Source organism: Bacteroidota bacterium (assembly GCA_016713765.1).
GTDB classification, from domain to species: Bacteria; Bacteroidota; Bacteroidia; order AKYH767-A; family 2013-40CM-41-45; genus Pollutiaquabacter; species Pollutiaquabacter aromativorans.
Window position 1 is genome coordinate 457,933 of the sequence record JADJON010000003.1, and the last position, 22,794, is coordinate 480,726.

Here is a 22,794-nt window from a genome sequence, read left to right on the forward strand (position 1 = left end):
TTTTCGGACCACCCCTCCAAAAAAATCGAGTCTGGATAGGGAAAAAGTAATGTTTTGAGCATTATTCGCTCCAAATCCCCCTGTTTTGACCGTTACTTGCCATGCATCAAGCCTGGCGGAGACTTTAAATTCAATATTCTAAACCCGATGACTGAAATTTTAGGGGGTCTGTTTAAAAATAATATCATTTTTATTGACACACCCCCCTCTTTTATGATATGTTTGCATCCGAAAATACATTTTTAACGTTAAACCCCTAAAAAAGTAACCCATCATGAGTCACGCGCGCTTTCGGGCCCTGGAGCTGATGTCTGTTCGTCAGCCGATTTCTGTGAACCTGCCATCCGGCAAAGTGTCCGATTATTACGGGCAACACGTGTTCAGCCAGGACGCCATGCAGCGATTCCTTTCCAAGGATGCGTACCGGGCTGTCATGGATGCCATCAATCATGGCGGCATGATCGACCGGAAAATGGCGGGACAGATCGCACTGGGCATGAAAGAATGGGCGAGCGGAAAAGGCGCCACGCATTACACGCATTGGTTCCAGCCGCTCACCGGCCTGACGGCCGAAAAGCATGATTCTTTCTTTGAACTGAACGACGGTCGGGCCATTGAGTTGTTCTCCGGCAACGCCCTGGTTCAGCAGGAGCCGGATGCGTCGTCCTTCCCATCGGGTGGCATCCGCAATACGTTCGAGGCACGTGGTTACACGGCCTGGGACCCGAGCTCCCCTGCCTTTATCATGGAACGTGCCGGCGGTAAGACGCTGTGCATTCCGACCGTTTTCGTTTCCTACACGGGAGAGACACTGGACTACAAAGCTCCTTTGCTGAAGGCCTTGCACGCGCTCGACAAAGCCGCTGTCGATGTTTGTCAGTACTTCGATAAGGATGTCACGAAAGTCATGGCCACGCTGGGCATTGAACAGGAATATTTCCTGGTCGATGCCGCGCTCCTGCAGTCGCGCCCCGACCTGGCCATTACCGGTCGCACCCTGTTCGGCCATTCCCCGGCAAAAGGCCAGCAGCTCGAGGACCACTACTTCGGATCCATTCCGGAGCGGGTGCTCGGTTTCATGCTGGACCTGGAGACGGAGGCCTATAAACTGGGCATTCCGCTGAAGACCCGCCACAACGAAGTTGCCCCGAGCCAGTTCGAATGCGCGCCGATCTTTGAAGACATCAACCTGGCGGTGGACCACAACTGCCTGTTGATGGACGTCATGGACAAGATCGCCCGTCGTCACGGCTTTCACATCCTGTTACATGAGAAGCCGTACGCCGGCATCAACGGTTCCGGCAAGCACAACAACTGGAGTCTTGGCACGAACACGGGCAAGAACCTGCTCTCGCCCGGCAGCACGCCGAAGAGCAACCTGATGTTCCTGACCTTCTTCATCAACACGATCCGCGCGGTCTTCGAACACGCTGACCTGTTGCGCGCCAGCATCGCCTCGGCCAGCAACGACCATCGTCTCGGCGCCAACGACGCTCCGCCGGCGATCATGTCGATCTTCCTGGGCGGTCAGTTGAGCAAAGTGCTCGATGATCTGGAAAAGAGCGTGTCGGAGAAGAAGATGACACCGGACGAAAAGACCGAGTTGAAACTGAACATCGGGAAGATCCCGGAAATCCTGCTCGACAATACCGACCGTAACCGTACTTCTCCTTTTGCTTTCACCGGTAACAAGTTCGAATTCCGGGCAGTCGGCTCCTCCGCCAACTGTTCCAACGCGATGACGGTACTGAACACCATCGTCGCTTCCCAGTTGGCCGCTTTCAAGAAAGAAGTCGACGGGCTGATCGAGAAGGGCACGAAGAAAGACGAAGCCATCCTGAAGGTGTTGCGCCGTTACATCGTCGAGTCGAAGAATATCCGCTTCGAAGGAAACGGTTACAGCGACGAATGGGTGAAAGAGGCGAAGCGCCGCGGACTCTCGAACGTGACCACGACCCCACCCGCACTGGACGCGTACGTTTCCAAGAAGTCGCTCAAACTGTTCGAGGAAGTCGGCATCTTTTCTCACCGCGAAGCGGAAGCCCGCCACGAGATCATGCTGGAGACCTATATCAAGAAGATCCAGATCGAGGCGCGGGTTATGGGAGATCTCGCGATCAACCACATCCTGCCGGCGGCGGTGAAGTACCAGACGATCCTGGCTGAGAACATCACGGCTTTGAAATCGGCCGGTATGAAAGCGGACACGTACAGCATGCAGCTCGAGCAACTGAAGGAGATCTCCGGCTATATCGCCTCGATCAAGTCGAATGTTGACGCGATGGTGGAAGCACGGAAACGTGCCAATAAGCTGGAGAACGTCCGCGACAAGGCGATCGCGTATTGCGACAAGGTGAAGGCCTACTTCGATCCGATCCGCGACGATGTCGACCATCTCGAAATGCTTATCGACGACGCGCTGTGGCCGATGGCGAAGTACCGGGAACTGGTGACCATTCGTTAACAACGAATACAAAATGAAAAAAGGCCTGTCCGAATCCGGACAGGCCTTTTTTTCTTCCTTGCGGAAATCATTGGATTAGTTCGTGAGCGGAAATCCGCGGTCGCGCATCAGTCCATCGATCTTCGCGTCACGACCGCGGAAGTTGCGGTATGCCTCTGCGGGATCAAGGGTGTTTCCTACAGAGAAAATCTCCTTCTTCAATTTCGCGCCAACCGATTTGTCATAGGGCCCACCGGCTTCGGTGAACGCCTCGTACGCATCGGCCGTGATCACATCGGCCCACAGGTAGCTGTAATAGCCGGCGGAATAGCCGTCGCTGGAGAATACGTGACCGAATTGGGGAGTGCGGTGACGCATGACGATCTCCTTGGGCATCCCGAGCTTTTCAAGCGTTACACGCTCGAATTTGTCCGGATCGATCTCCGCTCCGCCCTCGAGGTGCAGTTTCATGTCGACCAACGCGCTTGCGAGGAATTCGGTCGTGATAAAGCCCTGGTTGAAGGTGGCAGCCTTTTCAATGCGTGCGACAAGTTCACCCGGAATGGGCTCGTTGGTCTTGTGATGCAGGGCAAAACGCTTGAGAACCTCGGGAGTCGAGAACCAGTGCTCCAGCAACTGGGAAGGGAATTCTACGTAATCGCGTACAACATTCGTTCCTGACAAGGAGGGATAGGTTACGTTCGAGCAGAGACCATGCAGCGCGTGGCCGAACTCATGGAACAGGGTGTTGGCATCATCCCAGGAGATCAATACCGGCTCACCGGGTTTGCCCTTGACGAAGTTGGAGTTATTCGATACGATGGTCAAAATCTCCCCATCGACGCGTTGCTGGTTGCGGTAGGAGTTCATCCAGGCACCCGATCGTTTTCCTTCACGGGCATAGGGATCAAAGTACCAAAGGCCAATGGCTTTGCCGGAGGTCTTTTCTTTTACCTGCCATACGCGGACATCCGGATGATTGACCGGAACATCGGTAACCGGGGTGAATTCAAAATCGAAGAGTTCACCGGCAACCCAGAACATTCCTTCGCGGAGTTTTTCCAGTTGGCAATATTGCTTCACCTCATCCTGATCCAGGTCGTACTTTGCCTTACGGACCTTTTCAGCATAGTAGCGATAGTCCCAGGGTTCGATCGTGATCTTATCGCCCTCTTTCTCCGCCTGCGCCTGCATATCAGCTACTTCTTCCTTTACCCGGGCAACGGCCGGCGTCCAGACCTTCTCCATCAGTTCGACCGCGCGCTCCGGAGTTTTAGCCATGGAATTTTCGAGGCGCCAGTGGGCATGCGTCGAATATCCGAGCAGTTTGGCTCGCTCGGCGCGCAGCTTCAGAATGTTGGTGATGATCGAATTGTTATCGAACTCGCCACCGTTGTCGCCACGGTTGACGAACATACGCCAGGCCTTTTCGCGCAGGTCACGTCGGGAGGAATAGGTCAGAAACGGTTCGACAGAAGAACGCGTGTTGCGGATCACCCAGGTACCCGGCTCCTTCGCTGCAGCCGCGGCTGCGTCGACGAGTGATTGGGGCAAGCCGGCCAGATCCTCCTTGCTGGTCAGTACCAGACGAATCTCCATCTCGTCGTGGAGCTGATTCTGACTGAACTTGGTGAAGAGCGAAGCAAGTTCCTGGTTGATTTCCGACAGACGCGCTTTCGATTTAGCGTCCAGCTTGGCACCGGCGCGGGTGAAGTTGGTGTAGTAGTTCCAGGTCAGACGCTTCTGTTCGGGCGTCAAAGCCTTCATCGCCGCTTCGTCGGTATAAACCTTTTCGATCCGCTGGAAAAGCTTTTCGTTCTGCACGATCTGGTCGTAGAACGCCGCGAGCTTCGGCTCCATCTCCTCCTCTACACCCTGGAAATCCTTGGTCGACATGGTCGAACTCCAGATACCGTAGATCGTCTGCACACGGTCCAGCAATTTTCCGGAACGTTCCATTTCAACGATGGTATTGTCAAACGATGGCGCTGCGGCATTCGCCGTGATCTTGTCGATCTCGGCAAGGTTTTCCTTCATCGCGGCTTCCAAGGCCGGCTTAAAATGGGCAACCTGGATCTTATCCAGGGGCGGAACCCCGCCGTAATTTCCCGTCCATTTCTCCATGAGCGGGTTTGTGGTAGCGGAACTTTGCTCCGTTTGCAGCAGCTCACCTGCCGCAGTGGCGTTTTGGAAGTTCATCGGAATTGCCATAAGGCAGAGGCTGCCGCCCAGCAGAAGCCGGCGGAACATTCGTGTTTTGTTTTGCATGGATGGAAGTAGCATTTCGTGTGAGGTGTGAGGACACATTGACCTTGACCAAAGGTAAACAATCGTGTTTCCCACCCCAGTTAAAGGATGTTAAACAAAACGTGGGAAACGTCGTAGAACGTCCTCAAAAACGAGCGGAACTTCCATATTTGCCCCCTCGAAAATTCTTCCTTTCTTTGCTTACACGGGAAAATTCCCAACCAATTTCAGGCACCAAATTACCATCCTATGAAATCAAGCAAGAAGCTGATTTTCACATGCTTATTTGCAATCTGCAGCCTCTTTGTCAGCGCCCAGCGCGGACCCACCTGGCAAGCTGACCAGGCCTGGACCAAAGGCGACTATTACGACGCTGCCTTGTTGTACAAGAAGGCTTTCACAAAGGAGAAGAACAAGGCAAAGAAGGCCGAGATCATTTTCAAGGTTGGCGAAGCCTACCGGATGGTCAACGACAGCAAGAATCAGGAGGTTTGGTACGCCAAGGCGATCAAAGCCAATTACAAGAATCCGGAGGTTTTCCTGCGTTATGCCGACGCCTTGAAACTCAACAGCAAGTACGACGAAGCGATCGTTCAGTACCAGAAGTATGTCGCAGCCAATCCGGCCGACCCGAGAGGCGACTTCGGCGTTCGTTCCAGCCAACAGGCGCAGAAATGGAAAGACAAACCGACCCGTCTGAAACTGGAGAATACCGCGATGATCAACACCAAGTACAATGATTTTGGTGTTACGTATTCAAAGAAAGACAAGCGCTCCATTCTCTTCACTTCTTCCCGTCAGGAAGCGATGGGTAAGAACAACGATGGCGGAACCGGCGAAAAGTTTCAGGATCTTTTTGAAGCTACGGTCGATAAGAAGGGAAAATGGTCCTCGCCCAAGCCGCTGCTGGAACCGGTCAACTCCAACGACAACGAAGGCTCCGCCTGTATGGACCCCAACGGCAATCTGCTTTATTTCACGCGTTGCGAAGTGGAGAAAGGTAAATACGGCATTTGCCAGGTATGGTTTACCAAGCGTAAGGGCCAGACCTGGGAAGACCCTAAACTGATTCCGCTTGCAGCCGACAGTTTCACGGTCGGGCAACCCTGCCTCTCTGCCGACGAACAAACACTCTATTTCGTTTCCGATATGAGCGGTGGACAGGGCGGCAAGGACATCTGGCTGACCCGCTGGAATAAGGACAAGAAATCCTGGGGCACTCCTGAAAATCTGGGCGGCCGCATCAATACCGAAGATGACGAGATGTTCCCGTTCATCACCAGCGACGGCACCTTGTACTTCTCTTCGAAAGGCCATTTGGGCATGGGCGGTCTCGACATCTTCTCCTCGAAGATGAGTGGCAGCAACTGGAGCGAACCACAAAACCTCAAGTATCCAACCAACTCCGCGGCCGACGACTTCGCTTATGTATTGAATGAAGTGGCGGGCGACCGTGGCTTCCTGAGCTCGAACCGCGAAGGCGGCAAGGGCGGTGATGACATCTACGCCTGGACGCTCCCTCCGCTCGTCTTCACGGTTTCCGGTAAAGTATTCGATGCCGACACCCGTGAACCAATCGCAGGCGCATCCATCGAATTGTTCGGCAGCGACGGCAGCTCGATCCCGTTCAAGACCGATGCGACCGGCACCTACAAATTCGACCTGAAGCCGGAGACCAGCTACAAGCTGAGCGCCATCATGTCCAATTACCTCAACAAATATCTGGAGGTTTCCACGGTCGGGCTGGAGCAGTCCAAGGACTTCATCGGTGATTTCGACTTCGCTCTCCGCTCCACCTTGCGCGCGATCGAATTGCCGGAAGTCTACTACGATCTCGCCAAGTGGGATCTTCGTCCGGAGTCCAAGAAAGCGCTCGACGGACTGGTGTCGGTGCTGAAAGAAAACCCGACGATCGTGATCGAACTCGGATCACACACCGACTCCCGCCCGATCCCGATGACCAACGACACGCTCTCCCAGCGTCGCGCAGAGTCGGTTGTGAAATACCTGATCAAATCCGGCATCGAAGCCGAACGCCTGGTCGCCCGTGGTTACGGCGCTTCCCAGCCGCGTTCACTCGATCGTGACATGGGCAGTTTCAAGAAGGGCGATGTGCTGAACGACCCGTTCATCAGCGGCTTGAAATCCGTCAAACTGAAAGAAGAGGCGCATCAGCTGAATCGTCGTACCGAATTCAAGGTACTGCGCACCAACTTCGTCAAAGGACAAACCGGCTCCGAGAACATCAACCTGAACGAACCGGCCAGTGGTCTGATCATCGAGAACAACGACCTGAAGGCGAAAGAAGACGCCAGCGCACCCACCAAGGTCGAAGTGAAGGAGGTCCAGAAAACCGAAGCGCCTAAAGTGGAGGAGAAAAAAGGACCCGGCGAGATCTACACCTGCAAGAAAGGCGACACGTACACCGCCGTAGCCAAGCAGTACAGCATGACCGTGAAAGACCTCAAAGCCCTGAACGGCCTGAAGTCGGAAGTGATCTATGAAGGCATGGAACTCAAAGTGGATCCGGCCGGCGATTATTCCGAATACGATAAGAAGTTCACCACGCTTGAGAAAGGCGACGACAGTTGGAAAGCGCTTGCAAAACGACTGAGTCTGAAAGATTCCGATCTCAAGAAGCTGAACAAGGGCATCGACGACGACAGCTTCCGACCAGGGAAGCGGATTCGGATTGCGAAATAATTGAAAGAGAAAGGCCACCCGAACGGTGGCCTTTCTCTTTTCGGCACATGGACAGCATGGGAGCCATAAACCCATCCACCTTCTTCCATCGCCTTTCCGTATCTTTGCATACTCATGACAGGCGGCGATTTATACCTTTCCCGTGGCGCCAGCGCTTCCAAGGAAGATGTGCATAACGCCATCCGCAAGCTCGACAAGGGCCTGTTCCCGAAAGCGTTTTGTAAGATCGTTCCCGACACCCTTTCGGGAAGCGAGGACCACTGCCTGATCATGCATGCCGATGGCGCCGGCACCAAATCCTCCCTTGCCTATGCCTATTGGAAGGCCACCGGCGACCTGAGTGTATGGAAAGGTATCGCCCAGGATGCGATCGTCATGAATACCGATGATCTCCTTTGCGTAGGCGCGACGGACAATATCCTGCTCTCCTCTACCATCGGACGCAACAAGCGACTGATTCCCGGGGAAGTCATTCAAGCCTTGATTGAAGGTACCGAAGCCATCTGCGAACAACTGCGTTCGTTTGGCATCGATATCCGGCTCACCGGAGGCGAGACCGCCGACGTGGGCGACCTGGTCCGTACGGTGATCGTTGATTCAACGGTTGTAAGTCGGATGCGCCGCGACCAGGTGATCTCCAACGACCGGATCCGTGCGGGTGATGTGATCATCGGGCTGGCTTCCTATGGACAAACATCCTACGAGACCGAATACAATGGCGGTATGGGCAGCAACGGCCTTACCAGCGCCCGACACGACGTCTTCTCCAAAGCCGTCGCGGAACAGTTCCCGGAAACTTATGACCCGGAGTTGGACCCCAACGTAACCTATTGCGGCAGCCGCAAGCTCACCGACCCGGTTGATATCGGCAACGGCAAGACGATGCATGCTGCCAAACTGGTTTTGTCACCCACACGTACCTATGCGCCGGTCATCCGCCAGGTGCTGGCCGAAATGCGACAAGACATTCACGGCATCGTGCATTGCAGCGGCGGTGCACAGACAAAGGTGTTGCATTTTGTCGACGGTCTGCATGTGATCAAAGACCAGCTTTTCGCCATTCCTCCGCTCTTTAACATGATCCGTGAATCCAGCGGAGCCGATTGGAAGGAACTGTACAAGGTCTTCAACATGGGCCATCGCATGGAGCTTTATTGCGAAGCCCGACATGCAGAACGCATCCTGGCCATTGCCACAGCCTTCCAACTGGAAGCGAAAGTGATCGGGCGATGCGAAGCGGCGACAGAAAATCGCCTCAGCCTGACCACACCGGAAGGCGTCTTGGTGTATTAGCGACCGGACCGTCGATTTCGCTTCCTTAGGTTTCTCCATACTTCCTTACCTCCCGTTGACCCTTCATGTTGTTAGAACAACTCGACGCTATCAAGCAACGCTTCTTCGACGTAGAGCTTGCCATCAGTTCGCCGGATGCCGTATCCGACCGTAAACGCTTTGCCCAGTTGAACCGGGAGTACAAAGACCTGAAAGCGTTAGTGGATAAAGCGGACGAATACCGGACAGTCGTCAGTAATCTCGAACATGCACGACAGGTTGTCCAGAACGAGAAAGACGAAGAATTCCGGGAAATGGCTCGCCTGGAACTTGATGACCTCAGCGCACGATCCACCGTTCTCGAGGAAGAGATCCGACAACTCTTATTACCCGCCGATCCCGAAGATACCAAAGACGCCATCCTGGAGATACGCGCGGGCACCGGCGGTGACGAAGCCAGTCTTTTTGCAGGCGACCTCTACCGCATGTACACGCGTTACTGTGAACGTCGTGGCTTGCGCGTCGAAACGGTTGACTTCACCGAAGGTACGGCGGGTGGGTTCAAGGAAGTGATCCTGAACATTCATGGCGATAGCGCATACGGAATCCTCAAATACGAATCCGGCGTGCACCGGGTCCAACGCGTGCCGGCGACGGAGACGCAAGGACGCATCCACACCTCGGCCGCCACGGTGGTCGTATTGCCGGAAGCCGATGAATTCGACGTGGACATCAAGGCGAACGATATCCGCAAGGACCTGTTCTGCTCCTCCGGCCCAGGCGGGCAATCGGTCAACACCACCTACTCCGCCGTCCGGCTGACACACCTTCCGACCGGTATCGTCGCGCAGTGTCAGGACGAAAAATCACAGATCAAGAATTACGAGAAGGCGCTATCCGTGCTTCGTTCACGCATCTACGAGATGGAATTGAACAAGCGACTGGAGGAACGTGCGAAAAAACGGAAGACCATGGTCAGCACCGGCGACCGCTCCGCCAAGATCCGCACGTACAATTATCCGCAAAGCCGGGTCACGGACCACCGGATCGGCATGACGGTTTATAACCTTCAGGCATTCGTCGACGGCGACATCCAGGACATGATCGACGCGCTACAAGTTGCAGAGAACGCGGAGCGGATGAAGGAAGGGCGTGGGTGAAGATTGGTGATTGGAGATTTGTAATTGAAAAATGATACGGAGCCGGATTAAGATGGAAGAAAAGTTGGTAACTAGTGATTTGTAATTAATAATTAGAAACTAGAAACTAACTTTAAAAGCCGTGTTCAACTCATAAACGTAATTTTTCTAAGATAACTTGGCTGAATGTGATTTTGAGACATATGCAATCCGTAGATTCAGCTTCTCAGCCAAAAAATACCCCCTGGACCCTATGGTCTTGGGGGTGTCTTTTTATCTTTGGTGTTGCATTTATGACTTGAACTCAGGACTAGTTACGAGTTACTAGTTGCTAGTTATCAATGTATCATTGCCTAACTAGGGTTGACCGTTTTTAGTAACTCCTTTGATTGTTTTTTTGCCTAGTAATTGCGTACTTTGAAACAAATAAACCTGGGTCGCCATGAAGAACATATCTTACAAATTTAGAGTTGTCACTAATTGCGATATGTGTAAAAGTGATTCTTCAAATTTCAAATTGCTTGGTAGGAGGATGAACCGGTCGCAGGGACTAAGCCCGCGAAACAAAGTAGCCTTAATTACATCGATCGAAAAATGTAAGAAGTGCGGATTGATTTTCTCTAATCCACAACCAATTCCATTAAACATTGAGGATCATTATGGGATGGACCCGGTAGAATACTGGCAAGAGGACTATTTCAAACCGAACGTCAACGGCAATAAGGCAATAATAGAGAAGGCGATTCTATATGGCGGAAAGAATGGAAAAATACTAGACATAGGAATTGGGATTGGATTAGGAATGAAAGCCATGTTGGATGTCGGTTTAGACGTAATTGGCGTCGAGCCTTCTGCGGAGTTTAGAAATTACGCAATATCCAAAACAGGCATTCCTGGTGAAAGAATCGTGCTCAGCCCTATTGAAAATGCCAAATTTCCCGAAGATCATTTTGATTATATCAACATGGGGGCCGTGCTTGAGCATCTAGCTGATCCATCCGACTCTATCAAATTAGCTCTCCAATGGTTAAAGCCTGGTGGTAAAATAGAAATCGAAGTTCCCAATGCGGAATGGATGGTGGGCAAACTTTTTAACTTGTATTATTTTCTCACGCTTCAACCCTATGTAGCCAATATTAGTCCTATGCATCCTCCATTTCATCTTTTTGAATTTAATCTGAAGTCGTTCCAATTAAACGGTGAAATAAGTAAATACAAAATCATTCACCATCACTATTTTGTCGGCCCGACCTATTTACCCGCAATTTTTAACAGGCTTATGAATAAAATCATGAAAATTACCAATACGGGAATGCAATTAATTGTAGTTCTTGAAAAACCAAGATAAGAGAGCTGATTTTATGGTCATTCTGTCTTTGACCAGGAGCGTCTTATTTTGTGGGAACTGAAGAAATATTTAGTCAGTCATTAATATCGCATCGGCCGTTCATGACGGGCTGGGATCACAAGGCCTTGTTGAAAGCGCAGGAAGAATTGGATCCATCGGGTGAAAAATCGGTGGTGATTGACCTCGACGTTCGCAGCGCTGAATCGATCCAGGATGCGGTACGACAATTCCGGCGACATTTCGACCGGCTGGACGGCCTGATCAACAACGCGGGTCTGCTGGGCGAGTCCGATGGTTTGACAACTACGGAGTGGCCGGAACTGGACGAGCTCATTGAAACCAATGTACAAGGCCCGCTGCGGGTGATTCGCGCCTTTCTACCCTATTTACATAAGGGATCCGACACCTGCATTATCAATCTCTCGAGCGGCATGGGCGCGTCGGACAGTCTTCACGCCGACTATGGCCCTTACCGGTTTTCCAAGTATGCCATTAACGGCCTTACACGTCAGCTTGCGGAAGAATTACGGGAAGAAGCGATCGCCGTGCATGCCGTATGTCCAGGCTGGGTGCGCACCGATATGGGCGGAGCATCAGCGCCACGCTCCATTCACAAGGGAGCTGAGACACCTGTTTGGCTGGCCGTAACACCCGGGCTCACTACAGGAATGTTCTGGCGAGACAAGGCGATCATTCCCTGGTGATTCGCATTTTCAAACTTCCTCTGTCTCGACCCCAGACGTTGGCAAATGCGTGAAGGTCGAAACCTTTGTCGGGACAGAATGAAGCGATAATCGACTACAAACAAACTACTTATGCCAGTACTGCCGTTTGATTAAACGCCTCGAATCCCGTAGGTTTGCAGTATGCTTACGGAAACGCGCCGGAAGGGCGCCGCATTGGACAAAGCCCTTCTGAGCAAGGCCTGGGAATTGATGACTACCGCCCGGGCCATGTCGGATCTTTACGAAGAGAAATCCCAGATTACCCAGAAATATGTACACGCGACCTCGCGTGGACACGAAGCGGTGCAGTTAGCTCTGGGCCTTCAACTTCGTCCACAGGATTTTCTTTCCGCCTATTACCGCGATGATTCCATTCTGTTGGGCATCGGCCTACAACCCTACGAACTGATGTTGCAGTTGCTGGCCAAGCGCGACGATCCGTTTTCCGGTGGACGTACGTATTATTGTCATCCCAGCCTGCGCCGCGACGACATGCCGAAGATCCCGCACCAATCCTCGGCTACCGGCATGCAGGCGATTCCGACCACCGGCATCGCGCTTGGGGTTCATTACCGCGAGATGACCGGCATGGATCCGGTCAGCAAAGAGGAGAATCCCGTTGTCGTTTGTTCGCTCGGTGACGGATCGGTGACGGAAGGTGAAGTTGCCGAAGCCTTCCAGATGGCGGTACTGAAGCAGCTTCCGATCCTTTATTTCATCCAGGACAACGAGTGGGATATTTCTGCCAACGCGAAGGAGATCCGTGCGATGGACGCCAACGAATACGCGAAAGGATTTCCCGGCATGGAAGTGCGTTCCATCGACGGGACCGACTTCCGGCAGTCGTTTGAAACCGTGCAGGAAGTGTTGGCCCTGATTCGCAAGGAACGCCGTCCGTTCATGATCCACGCGAAAGTGCCTTTGCTTGGTCATCATACCTCCGGCGTGCGGCGAGAATGGTATCGTCATGATCTGGACGAACACGCGAAGCGAGATCCGCTCCCGCGTTTCCACTCCTTCCTGCTGAGTGAAGGATTCACAGTAAAAGAACTTGATACGATCCGGGATCGGTCGAACGTACTCGTACGCGCGGACTTCGAGAAAGCGATGAAGGCGGAGGATCCCCGTCCCGAGGATCTCTATACGTATGACTATGCCCCTACTCCTGTAACCGAAGAAAAAGGAGAGCGCGAACCGTCGGGAAAGGAACGCACGGTCATGGTGGATTGTGCCCTCTTTGCGGTACAGGAACTCATGAGCAAACATCCGGAGTGCCTGTTGTACGGGCAGGATGTCGGCGGTCGCCTGGGTGGAGTCTTTCGTGAAGCCGCTACCCTTGCGCAAAAGTTCGGGGACGAACGCGTCTTCAACACTCCGATCCAGGAAGCATTCATCATCGGCAGCACCGTCGGGATGAGCGCGGCCGGACTGAAGCCGATCGTGGAAGTACAGTTTGCCGATTACATCTGGCCCGGACTGAATCAATTGTTCACCGAAGTAAGCCGATCCTATTATCTGTCGAACGGAAAGTGGCCGGTCAGTTGCATCATCCGCGTTCCAATCGGCGCATATGGCAGCGGCGGACCGTACCATTCCTCCTCGGTGGAAAGCGTATTGACCAATATCCGGGGCATCAAGATCGCCTATCCCTCCACCGGAGCGGACCTGAAGGGCCTGATGAAAGCGGCCTATTACGATCCGAACCCCGTCGTGATTCTTGAACACAAAGGATTGTATTGGTCCAAGATCAAAGGCACCGAAGAAGCTCGGACCATCGAGCCGGACGAACAGTACATCGTTCCATTCGGGAAAGCCCGCATCGTACAGCGCGCGGAGCCGGGAAAAAATTCCTCCCTCGCGATTATCACCTATGGCATGGGCGTCTACTGGGCACGAAACGCCTCGCGCGAGTTGGCTGATCGTGTCGAAATTCTGGACCTTCGCACCCTGGCGCCGCTTGACGAAGCCGCGATATATGCCGCCGCGCGCAAGCACGGCCGTGTACTGGTCGTTACGGAAGAACCGGTCAACAACTCCTTTGCCCAATCCATTGCCGGTCGTATTTCTGAAAATTGTTTTGAATCCCTCGATGCCCCGGTACAGGTGATCGGCTCGAAAGACCTTCCCGCGATTCCACTGAATTCCACCCTGGAAGCGGAGATGGTCCCGAACACGCAGAAAGTCGCCGAAGCGATCGATCGGCTCCTGCGTTACTGATTACTCCGATAACGCACTATCCCGCTTTTATTGGTTGTCCGACTACCGGTCGTGAATGCAACTTCACGCCATGGAATCCACCATCTATTGCCGGATGTACATCCAGTTCATTGTCGCGGTACGGGATGTCAATGCGCTGCTTCCAATGGAAGAGTTGGAAACCGTGCGACAGCACTTCATCCGTTTCTCCAACAAGCAGGGAGTTGACGTGCTTGCGTTCAGTTTCCGTCCGGACCACTTACATGGATTGATCCAGGTCCCCCACGATGTCGTACTGAGTTCTTTCATTCAATCGGCTCGTGCCGATATCAGTCGCTTCCTGCGACGAAGGAAGCCGGAGCAACCGGCCGTACGTTGGCAACGCGAGATCGTACTCTTATCGTACAGTCATTCGCAGTTACCGGCTGTGCGGGAATTCATACTTGGTCAGGAGGAATACCATCAACGCCGGAGTTTTCAGGAAGAACTGGATTATATTCTGAACCGCACGCAAGCCGAAGTCGGCGAGAAACCCTTTGATTATATCCTGGAAGAAGGCCACGAGCGTATGGCGGAGTGCTTTCCGGACGCCGTTCAATGACGGTGGTCCCGCTTGCCGGCGCCCATTCCCTGAAGTCTTAATTCCGTCTTCATGCGCAATTCCAGCTCGGGCTGTAAGCGTTCTCCGACCGGTTCGATCAATTCACGGCCGGTAGCTTTCGGGCTCTTGACCTTGGGCGAGATCGGATAGGCATTCATCTCTTCGGCCGGATAGGGCTCCAACAAAGTTGTGATCTCCTGCAAGTGCTCGGCCCGCAACCAGCGGCGTTCGTCCCGCTCGTGCAGAATGACCGGACTGCGATGGTGAGGGATCTTTTGTAGCAAAGGATTGGCCGTTGTCGTGATGATGGCGAAAGAGTGCACCTCCTGTTCCGTTTCCGGATTCTTCCAAACATCCCAGATACCGGCGAAAGCGAATGGACGACGGTACAGATATACCAAATGCGGCTTGTCCAGTCCCTCTGCATAGCTGCCCTCGATGAAAGCATCGGCGATCACCAGGCAACGCTGAGAACGGATCGGCTTCCGGAAAGACGGCTTGCTGATGATACCCTTGCCGCCTTTGTAGTCCGGATCATTGTCCATGTTGCCGTCACCTTCCGCGCGTGCATTGAACAGGTACATGCGCTTCTTCGCCCAGAAAGGTGTCATCCCGAAGGTGAAGAACTGGAGCTCGTTGGGTTTGTCGTTGGTGATTACCGGCGCGAGGCTGCCGGGTCCCAGGTTAAAGTTCGGCTGAAAATCAAAAGGCAATTGCGCAGCAGTAACCTGAAATCGCTTTTCGATTTCCTCGACAGATGCAACAACGACATAGCGACCGCACATGATGGGGTTCCGGGTTTCCTGCCTGCGCTAAAGCTTCGGCAGGCAGTAGGGTTTGGGGTTTGGTGGTTCCTGCTCTTGTTTGAGGTTAGGTGGTTCAGAAGGGTTCGGAGTCGGAATGTGGAAGGAAATGAAGTTAGCAGGAATTAGTAACTGGTAATTAGTAACTGGAAACTGGAAGTTAAGCAATAATCACCATCATACAAAATCTAGTTACTAGTTACCAGTTACTAGTTACCAGTTACTAGTTACCAGTTTCTATTTCCCAGCTTCCTTCTTCCAATTCGCATAAACCATTTCCTGTCTTGGCCGATTGGGTTCTACTTCGGTGAGTGGTTCGCAGGCTTGCAGGGTTTGGTGCAATTCCGACGGTAGGCGCTGGTAGAGGCGGGTTCCTTCGGTTTTCCAGGCGAGCATTTCATCGCTGACCTCCTTAATGATCTTCGCGGGATTGCCTACGGCGATCTTCCGATCGGGGATCTCCATTCCTTCGGGAACAAAGGCGAGTGCACCGACGATACAGCCCTCCCCCACTTTCACGTTATCCATGACCACCGCGTTCATACCCACCAGGCTATTCCTCCCGATCGAAGCGCCGTGTATGATGGCTCCGTATCCGATGTGCGCTCCTTCTCGCAGATAAACCGTAATGCCGGGAAACATGTGCACGATGCAATTCTCCTGCACGTTACAACCGTCCTCGATAACGATCCCACCCCAATCGCCCCGAATGGCTGCGCCCGGACCGATGTACACATCTTTACCGATGATCACATTCCCGATGATCACCGCCGATGGGTGCACGAAACTGCTCGGATGCACGACAGGACGGAAGCCATTGAATTGGTAGAACATTTGGTGGGGAGTGAATAGTGAATAGTGAACAGTGAACAGTGAACAGTGAACAGTGAACAGTGAACAGTGAATAGTGAATAGTGAATAGTGAATAGCGAATAGCGAATAGCGAATAGTACTTAGTTTCTAATTTCTAGTTACCAATTACTAGTTACCAATTACTAGTTACCAATTACTAGTTACCAATTACTAGTTACCAATTACTAGTTACCAATTACTAGTTACCAATTACTAGTTACCAATTACTAGTTACCAATTACTAGTTACCAATTACTAGTTACCAATTACTAGTTACCAATTACTAGTTACCAATTACTAATTTCTAATTATCTGTAATAGTTAGAACTTCACCTGACAGACAGGGTTGGTTAAAAGTTATTTCCGGTCTGACGGATTTTTAAGGATCCGTCGCCCGGAATAACTTTTAACCGGTTGCTAATTTATCGAGCATTTTACTTTGCGCCAAGGGTATGCTGTCCAGGAATGTCTCCATTGGTGTTTTACCAAAGCAGTATTTTCCGGTGTGTGTCCTTTCACAGTTGTACTCTTCTATCCACTGATCCAGATCCTTCTGTAATTCCTCCAGCGATCCAAAGACCTTTTTTCGGAAGGCAACCGCATAAAACTCGTTCTGGATTGTCCGATGGAAGCGTTCGCAGATGCCGTTGGTTTGAGGATGCCGGGCCTTGGTACGGCTATGATCGATATCCTCCAGTGTCAGATAAAGACTGTACTCATGACTCTCCCGCTTGCCGTTGTACTCTGTACCCCGGTCTGTGAGTACCCGAAGCAGCGGCAAGCCATGCTCCTCAAAGAATGGTAGCACCTTGTCGTTGAGCATATCGGCTGCCGTCAAGGCGTTCTTACGGTCATACAATTTGGCAAAGGCTACTTTGCTGTAGGTGTCGATGAAGGTTTGCTGGTAAATCCGGCCTACACCCTTGATATTGCCCACATAATACGTGTCCTGGGCTCCAAGGTAACCGGGGTGTTCGGTTTCAATCTCGCCAATGGCTTCCTGCTGTTCCCGTTTCTTTTCCATGGCAACCAGTTGCGCTTCGGTGAGAATCAGTCCGTCTTGAGCCACTTTCGCCTCCAAAGCGCTCAGACGCTTGGCAAAGGTCTCCAGATCATGCCGCATCCAGATATACCGTACCCCGGCCGGTGAAACAGAAATCCCCTTCTTACGCAACTCGTTCGATGCACGAAGCTGACCGTAGGCCGGATAGTCGGTGGCCATCTGTACGATGGCGTTCTCCCAGGCTATATCCATCCGATTGGCCAGTATCGGCTTCTTCCGACTGATCTCCTGCAGAGCCGTCTCCCCACCGGTATCGTACAACTCTTTGATCCGATAGAAACTATCCCGTGAATAGCCCATCACTTTGCACGCCTGGGATACATTACCCAATTGTTCGGCTAACTTCAACAAGCCTAACTTGGTTTTGATTAACTTAGCTTCTGTATTCATTGTCTGACAGTTTAGGGGTTATTGTTATGTTTCGTATCCTAAAGATAACCCTTATCTGTCAGATTAAATACTAACTAGTACAAATTATCAATCACTAATCACTAATTACCAATTACCCGCTACTATGCTTTCTCGATAATTACCGCATAACCCTGACCGACGCCTATGCACATGGTGACGAGGGCATAGCGTTGGTTGCGATGATGGAGTTCACGGGCGGCTGAGCCGAGTATGCGTGCTCCGCTCATGCCGAGGGGATGTCCCAAGGCGATGGCTCCTCCGTTGGGATTGATGCGGGGATCGTCGTCGGCTAGTCCCCAGGAACGGATACAGGCCAATGATTGCGCGGCAAAGGCCTCGTTCAACTCGAGGATACCGATGTCGTTCCAGCTCAAGCCGGCTTTTTTCAGGCAACGGTTGGCTGCCTCTACCGGTCCGATGCCCATGATGCGCGGTTCGACGCCGACTGCTGCACCCGTTACGACACGTGCCAGAGGTTTCAGCTTATGTCGCTTTAATCCGGCTTCGGACGCGATCAACATGGCCGCGGCGCCATCGTTCAAACCGGAAGCGTTTCCTGCCGTTACCGATCCATTCTTGCGAAAGGCGGGTTTCAATCGGGCGAGCGTTTCGAGGGACGAATCCGGTTTCATGAATTCATCGCGCCCGAAGAGCAAGGGGTCGCCTTTCTTTTGCGGTATTGAAACCAGAACGATCTCTTCCTGTAACCGGCCACGTTCGTATGCTGCCTTCGCCTTCATTTGGGAATGCAGCGCGAAGCGGTCCTGATCTTCTCTGGAAATCGTATCACGATCGACCAGGTTCTCGGCTGTTTCACCCATCGCGTCCGTGCCGAAGCGTTCCTTCATGACCGGGTTGACAAACCTCCAGCCAAAGGAAGAATCGAACAATTGCGCGTCCCGACCATAGGGCGTGGAGGTTTTGGACATGATCCAGGGTCCGCGGGTCATATGCTCCACGCCACCAGCGACCATGAGGTCGGCATCGCCGGTCATGATGACGCGGGAAGCACTCATAGCGGCCGAGAGTCCCGAAGCGCAAAGCCGGTTCACGGTTTCACCAGGCACGGTGACCGGATAACCTGCCATGAGCAAGGCCATACGGGCTACGTTCCGGTTGTCTTCGCCGGCCTGGTTGGCACAGCCCATGATCACATCACCGATCATCGCGGGATCGGCCGAGGGGTTTCGTTTGAGGAGTTCCTGTAAGACAATCACCGCCAGGTCGTCGGCACGTACGGATGACAGCGTTCCCGCAAAACTGCCGATCGGCGTCCGGATACTGTCAACGATATAAGCTTGCTGCATAATCAGGTTGTTCGGGATCAGACATCCCAGTCGTGGCTCGTGCGGTAAACGGTTCCCTTGAAGAGGGCAACGGTCTTTCCGTCCTGCCGGGTGATGGTGATATAATACACGCCGATCTTGTCGCTCAAAGACACCTCTTCCGCGGTCGCGGTAATAACATCGCCTGTACGGAGGGCAACCGTATGCGAGATCGAAGTCTCAACCGAGACCGCCCTGCGTCCATGACCATTCGACGCAAAGGCCAGGGCGCTGTCGGCCAGTGAATAGGTGATCCCGCCGTGGGCGATCGCGAATCCGTTGGTCATCTCCTGGCGGATGGTCATGCGCAGCACGCATCGGCCGGTGGCGACTTCCAGACGTTCGATGCCGAGCCATTGGCTGAACGCATCGTGGTCATACATGCGGTCAACGACCCGTTCGGCAAGAGGTTTATCGGACATTGGGCTAAATTATCTGCGTCGGCTGGGTTTTCCAAGGAAGGCGCCGAGCAAACCTCGGGTCAGTTCCCGTGCAACTGTTTTGACAAGCGGATTCTTCGTCGCCGAGACGATGCTGTCGAGGATCCCGCCGCCGGCCGATTCTTTTTCTACTTTTTTCTGCTGTGCCGGTTGATCTTCGGCAGCACTTTCCTGATCAGCCTGACGGTCGAACTTTCCCTTCAGGATTTCATAGGCGCTCTCGCGATCGACTGATTCATTGTAAGCACCCGCAAGCGGTGATCGACGCACGATCTCGTCCTGTTCGGAAGGCGTGAGCACGTCCATGCGGGAACGCGGTGCGCAGAGCAGGGTATGAACGAGTGGCGTAGGAATACCCTTCTCATTCAGCACCGTGACGAGCGCTTCCCCGATTCCGAGGCCGGTGAGCAGTTCTTCGGTCTGATAGTAGTTCGTTTCGGGATAGTTCTGCGCAACGAGTTTGATGTCTTTCCGGTCTTTTGCCGTGAAAGCACGAAGCGCATGCTGGAACTTCGCACCGAGCTGACTCAGGATGATATCGGGAATATCGGAAGGCACCTGCGTGCAGAAGTACAAGCCGACACCTTTGGAGCGGATCAGCTTGACGACCGTTTCCAACTGGTCCATCAGCGTCTTGGTCGCGTCGCGGAAAACGAGGTGCGCTTCGTCGATGAAGATGGCCAGCTTCGGAGCGGCCTTATCGCCCATCTCCGGAAACTTCTGATAGATCTCCGCCAGCAGGCAGAGCATGAAAGTCGAGAAGAGCTTGGGCTTGTCCTGGATATCGCACAAGCGAAGTACATTGATCCGTCCCTTCGCAGGATCATCCGACAGGAAATCCTCCACATCGAACGATCGTTCTCCAAAAAAGCGGTCGGCGCCCTGCTGTTCGACCTCGAGTAGTTTTCGGAAGATCACACCCGCGCTCGTGGTACTGATTTGTCCGTATTGTTTGACTTTCTCCTTACCCTCCTCTGTCAGGAAGCGCAAGGCTTCGCGAAAGTCCTTGATATCGAGCAAGGGCAAACGGTTGTCATCACAATAGGAAAATACGATGGTCACGACGCCCTGTTGATTCTCGTTCAACTCGAGGATCTTGGAGAACAGGACGGGGCCGAATTCCGAGACGGTCGCCCGCAGCCGGACACCCTTTTCTTCCGAAATGGAAAACAGTTCTACCGGTGCAGCAAAGGGTTGCCAGGCCTGACCGATCAGTTGATGACGTTCTTCGATCTTCGCATTGGAAGTGCCCGGTTGCGCAATGCCGCTGAGGTCGCCTTTGATGTCCATGAGCAGGACATTGACGCCCTGCTCCGACAGACTTTCCGCGAATTGCTGGATCGTCTTGGTCTTTCCCGTACCGGTTGCCCCGGCGATCAAACCATGACGGTTGACCGTAGCCAGGGGAATACGTACCTGCGTACCCGGAACTGCCTTGCCATCCAGCATCGCGGCACCCAGCAGGATGCTCTTTTGCTGAAATCCATAGCCGGCAGCAATATCCTGTTTGAACTCTTCCGTTGTTGCCATAGCGCCGGAGTAATTATGCGTGGAATTTCTGACCGGATGTGGCCATTTGCTTTAACAAAACACTCGGGCGGTAACGATCCTCCTCGTAAGTTTCCCGTAGTCCGCGCAGCACATTCAGTACTTTATCAGCCCCGAGTTCGTCGCACCAGCGCAACAGGCCTTTGGGATAATTCACACCCTTCGTCATGGCCGTTTCGAGATCGTCGCGGTTTGCGATGCCCATGTGTAAAGCATCCACTGCCTCGTTGATCAGCATCGCGACCACGCGGTCCACGATCTTCTTACCGAGTGCTTCGTCTTTCACCGGTTCGGGCATGACCGCTTCGTTCGTATAGTCGTAATAACCACGTCCGGTCTTCTTTCCGAACCGACCGGCTTCCACTACCCGCTTTTGCGTGAGCGAAGGCCGATAGCGCGGATCATGATACGTTTGTTTCCAAACCGTCTCCGTTACCGTGTAGTTGATGTCGTTGCCGATCATGTCCATCAGCTCGAAGGGTCCCATGCGGAATCCCCCGAACTCCTTCATGGCCCAATCGATCGTAGCCATACCGGCAGGTCCTTCCGGCACACCGTGCCAGCGTTCTTCCAGGATGCGGATCGATTCACCGTAGAATGGCCGGGCGACGCGGTTGACGATGAAGCCGGGCGTATCGCGGACCAGTACGGTTGCCTTTCCCCAGCCATCGATCAGTTGGCGTGTCGCCTGCACCACTGTTGATTCGGTCTGCAGTGCCGGAATAATCTCGACCAACGGCATGAGCGGTGCGGGATTGAAAAAGTGGACACCGAGCACACGTTCCGCTTGCTTGCAGGCGGCAGCAATGCTGGTGACGGAAAGCGAAGAAGTGTTGGTGGCGATCACCGCATCCGCCGCTACCCAGCGTTCGATCTCCGCGAATACTTTCCGTTTGACATCCAAATCCTCGACAATGGCTTCGATTACCAGCTTGCAGGGCGCGAATGCGTCCAGGTTGGCGGCATAGTGGATGCGGGAAAGATTGGCTTTCGCCGCTTCGGGCGTCAGTTTTCCCTTGGCTACCAATTTATCCAGTACCTGGTGATGGATCGCCCGAGCCTTATCCAGCACAGCGGCATTTGCGTCGAGTAGAATCACCCTGTGGCCGGCGCCGGCGGCAACCTGTGCGATGCCATTGCCCATGGTACCGGCTCCCAGCACGCCAATGGTGGCTTCTTTCGTTATTTCAGTGCTCATTCGAAGTACAAAAGTAGCAATAAATCGAGGGTGCCATTTTTACACGGTATCGCCCGATTAGTCATATCTTATTGAATATTAAGTATTTAAATGAATGTCGCCAATTTGAAGAAAAGCATCGGCTGGTATTTGGTTCAATAGTTCCGGAATCGTATATTTGCACTCCTTTTCCGCGATATTGGCGGAATTTACCAACAGCATTCATTACCCATGGCGAATCATAAATCAGCATTGAAGCGCATCCGCAACAGCGAAGCGAAGCGCAACCGCAACCGTTACCAGGCTAAAACGATGCGTAACGCTTTGAAGAATTTCCGTTTGTTGAAGAACAAGAAAGAAGCAGCAGCCGCACTTCCGGGACTTGCCTCCATGCTGGACCGTCTTGCCAAGAAAAACGTCATTCACAAGAACAAGGCGTCCAACCTGAAGAGCGAGTTGGCCATCCACATGAACCACCTGAGCTGATCAGTTCAACGATAT

At 53.0% G+C, this 22,794-nt stretch carries 17 protein-coding genes; 9 read left to right on the forward strand and 8 right to left on the reverse strand.

What is annotated here, in order from left to right; genetic code table 11:
* The first annotated feature begins 274 nt into the window (after positions 1–274).
* A complete protein-coding gene (locus IPJ96_12780; GenBank protein ID MBK7911203.1) occupies positions 275–2,464 on the forward strand; it encodes a glutamine synthetase III in 2,190 nt (729 codons plus the stop codon).
* 75 nt (positions 2,465–2,539) lie between these two features.
* Here IPJ96_12780 and IPJ96_12785 read toward each other — a convergent pair whose 3' ends face one another.
* Positions 2,540–4,642 (reverse strand): M3 family metallopeptidase, encoded by a 2,103-nt coding sequence (locus IPJ96_12785; protein ID MBK7911204.1) that lies wholly within the window; start codon positions 4,640–4,642, stop codon positions 2,540–2,542.
* Between the two features lie 297 nt (positions 4,643–4,939).
* Between IPJ96_12785 and IPJ96_12790 the strand changes: the two genes are divergently transcribed.
* The 7 genes from IPJ96_12790 (at position 4,940) to IPJ96_12820 (ending at position 14,674) form a co-directional block, all read left to right on the forward strand.
* Positions 4,940–7,393: an OmpA family protein gene (locus IPJ96_12790; protein MBK7911205.1), complete on the forward strand. Its 2,454-nt coding sequence runs from the start codon at positions 4,940–4,942 to the stop codon at positions 7,391–7,393.
* 114 nt (positions 7,394–7,507) lie between these two features.
* A complete protein-coding gene (locus IPJ96_12795; GenBank protein ID MBK7911206.1) occupies positions 7,508–8,686 on the forward strand; it encodes a phosphoribosylformylglycinamidine cyclo-ligase in 1,179 nt (392 codons plus the stop codon).
* A 68-nt stretch (positions 8,687–8,754) separates the two neighbouring features.
* Entirely contained in the window at positions 8,755–9,825 is a 1,071-nt protein-coding gene (prfA, locus tag IPJ96_12800) for a peptide chain release factor 1 (protein MBK7911207.1), read from the forward strand.
* A gap of 421 nt (positions 9,826–10,246) precedes the next feature.
* Positions 10,247–11,152 carry a class I SAM-dependent methyltransferase gene (locus IPJ96_12805; protein MBK7911208.1) on the forward strand — a complete coding sequence of 302 codons (906 nt, stop codon included), beginning with the start codon at positions 10,247–10,249 and terminating at the stop codon, positions 11,150–11,152.
* 101 nt (positions 11,153–11,253) lie between these two features.
* Positions 11,254–11,856, forward strand: coding sequence for an SDR family NAD(P)-dependent oxidoreductase (locus IPJ96_12810; GenBank protein MBK7911209.1), 603 nt, complete (start codon positions 11,254–11,256; stop codon positions 11,854–11,856).
* 162 nt (positions 11,857–12,018) lie between these two features.
* Positions 12,019–14,094 (forward strand): tungsten formylmethanofuran dehydrogenase, encoded by a 2,076-nt coding sequence (locus tag IPJ96_12815; GenBank protein MBK7911210.1) that lies wholly within the window; start codon positions 12,019–12,021, stop codon positions 14,092–14,094.
* A gap of 70 nt (positions 14,095–14,164) precedes the next feature.
* The gene (locus tag IPJ96_12820; protein MBK7911211.1) at positions 14,165–14,674 is read left to right on the forward strand and encodes a transposase; all 510 of its coding nucleotides are present in this window, start codon (positions 14,165–14,167) and stop codon (positions 14,672–14,674) included.
* On the opposite strand, the gene IPJ96_12825 is transcribed toward IPJ96_12820, so the two are convergent.
* The 7 genes from IPJ96_12825 to IPJ96_12855 form a co-directional block, all read right to left on the reverse strand.
* Complete coding sequence (locus tag IPJ96_12825; protein ID MBK7911212.1) at positions 14,668–15,459, reverse strand: SOS response-associated peptidase; 792 nt, start codon at positions 15,457–15,459, stop codon at positions 14,668–14,670. The genes IPJ96_12820 and IPJ96_12825 overlap by 7 nt on opposite strands.
* A 255-nt stretch (positions 15,460–15,714) precedes the next feature.
* The gene (locus IPJ96_12830) at positions 15,715–16,311 is read right to left on the reverse strand and encodes a transferase hexapeptide repeat family protein (GenBank protein ID MBK7911213.1); all 597 of its coding nucleotides are present in this window, start codon (positions 16,309–16,311) and stop codon (positions 15,715–15,717) included.
* Positions 16,312–16,735: 424 nt separating this feature from the next.
* Positions 16,736–17,782 (reverse strand): IS481 family transposase, encoded by a 1,047-nt coding sequence (locus tag IPJ96_12835; GenBank protein MBK7911214.1) that lies wholly within the window; start codon positions 17,780–17,782, stop codon positions 16,736–16,738.
* 122 nt (positions 17,783–17,904) lie between these two features.
* Positions 17,905–19,110 (reverse strand): 3-oxoadipyl-CoA thiolase, encoded by a 1,206-nt coding sequence (pcaF, locus tag IPJ96_12840; protein ID MBK7911215.1) that lies wholly within the window; start codon positions 19,108–19,110, stop codon positions 17,905–17,907.
* 17 nt (positions 19,111–19,127) lie between these two features.
* Positions 19,128–19,550: a hotdog fold thioesterase gene (locus IPJ96_12845; protein MBK7911216.1), complete on the reverse strand. Its 423-nt coding sequence runs from the start codon at positions 19,548–19,550 to the stop codon at positions 19,128–19,130.
* Positions 19,551–19,559: 9 nt separating this feature from the next.
* A complete protein-coding gene (locus tag IPJ96_12850) occupies positions 19,560–21,098 on the reverse strand; it encodes a DUF853 family protein (protein ID MBK7911217.1) in 1,539 nt (512 codons plus the stop codon).
* A 13-nt stretch (positions 21,099–21,111) separates the two neighbouring features.
* The gene (locus IPJ96_12855) at positions 21,112–22,314 is read right to left on the reverse strand and encodes a 3-hydroxybutyryl-CoA dehydrogenase (GenBank protein MBK7911218.1); all 1,203 of its coding nucleotides are present in this window, start codon (positions 22,312–22,314) and stop codon (positions 21,112–21,114) included.
* A 210-nt stretch (positions 22,315–22,524) separates the two neighbouring features.
* Here IPJ96_12855 and IPJ96_12860 point away from each other — a divergent pair, with 210 nt between their 5' ends.
* The gene (locus IPJ96_12860; GenBank protein ID MBK7911219.1) at positions 22,525–22,779 is read left to right on the forward strand and encodes a 30S ribosomal protein S20; all 255 of its coding nucleotides are present in this window, start codon (positions 22,525–22,527) and stop codon (positions 22,777–22,779) included.
* Positions 22,780–22,794: the final 15 nt, after the last annotated feature.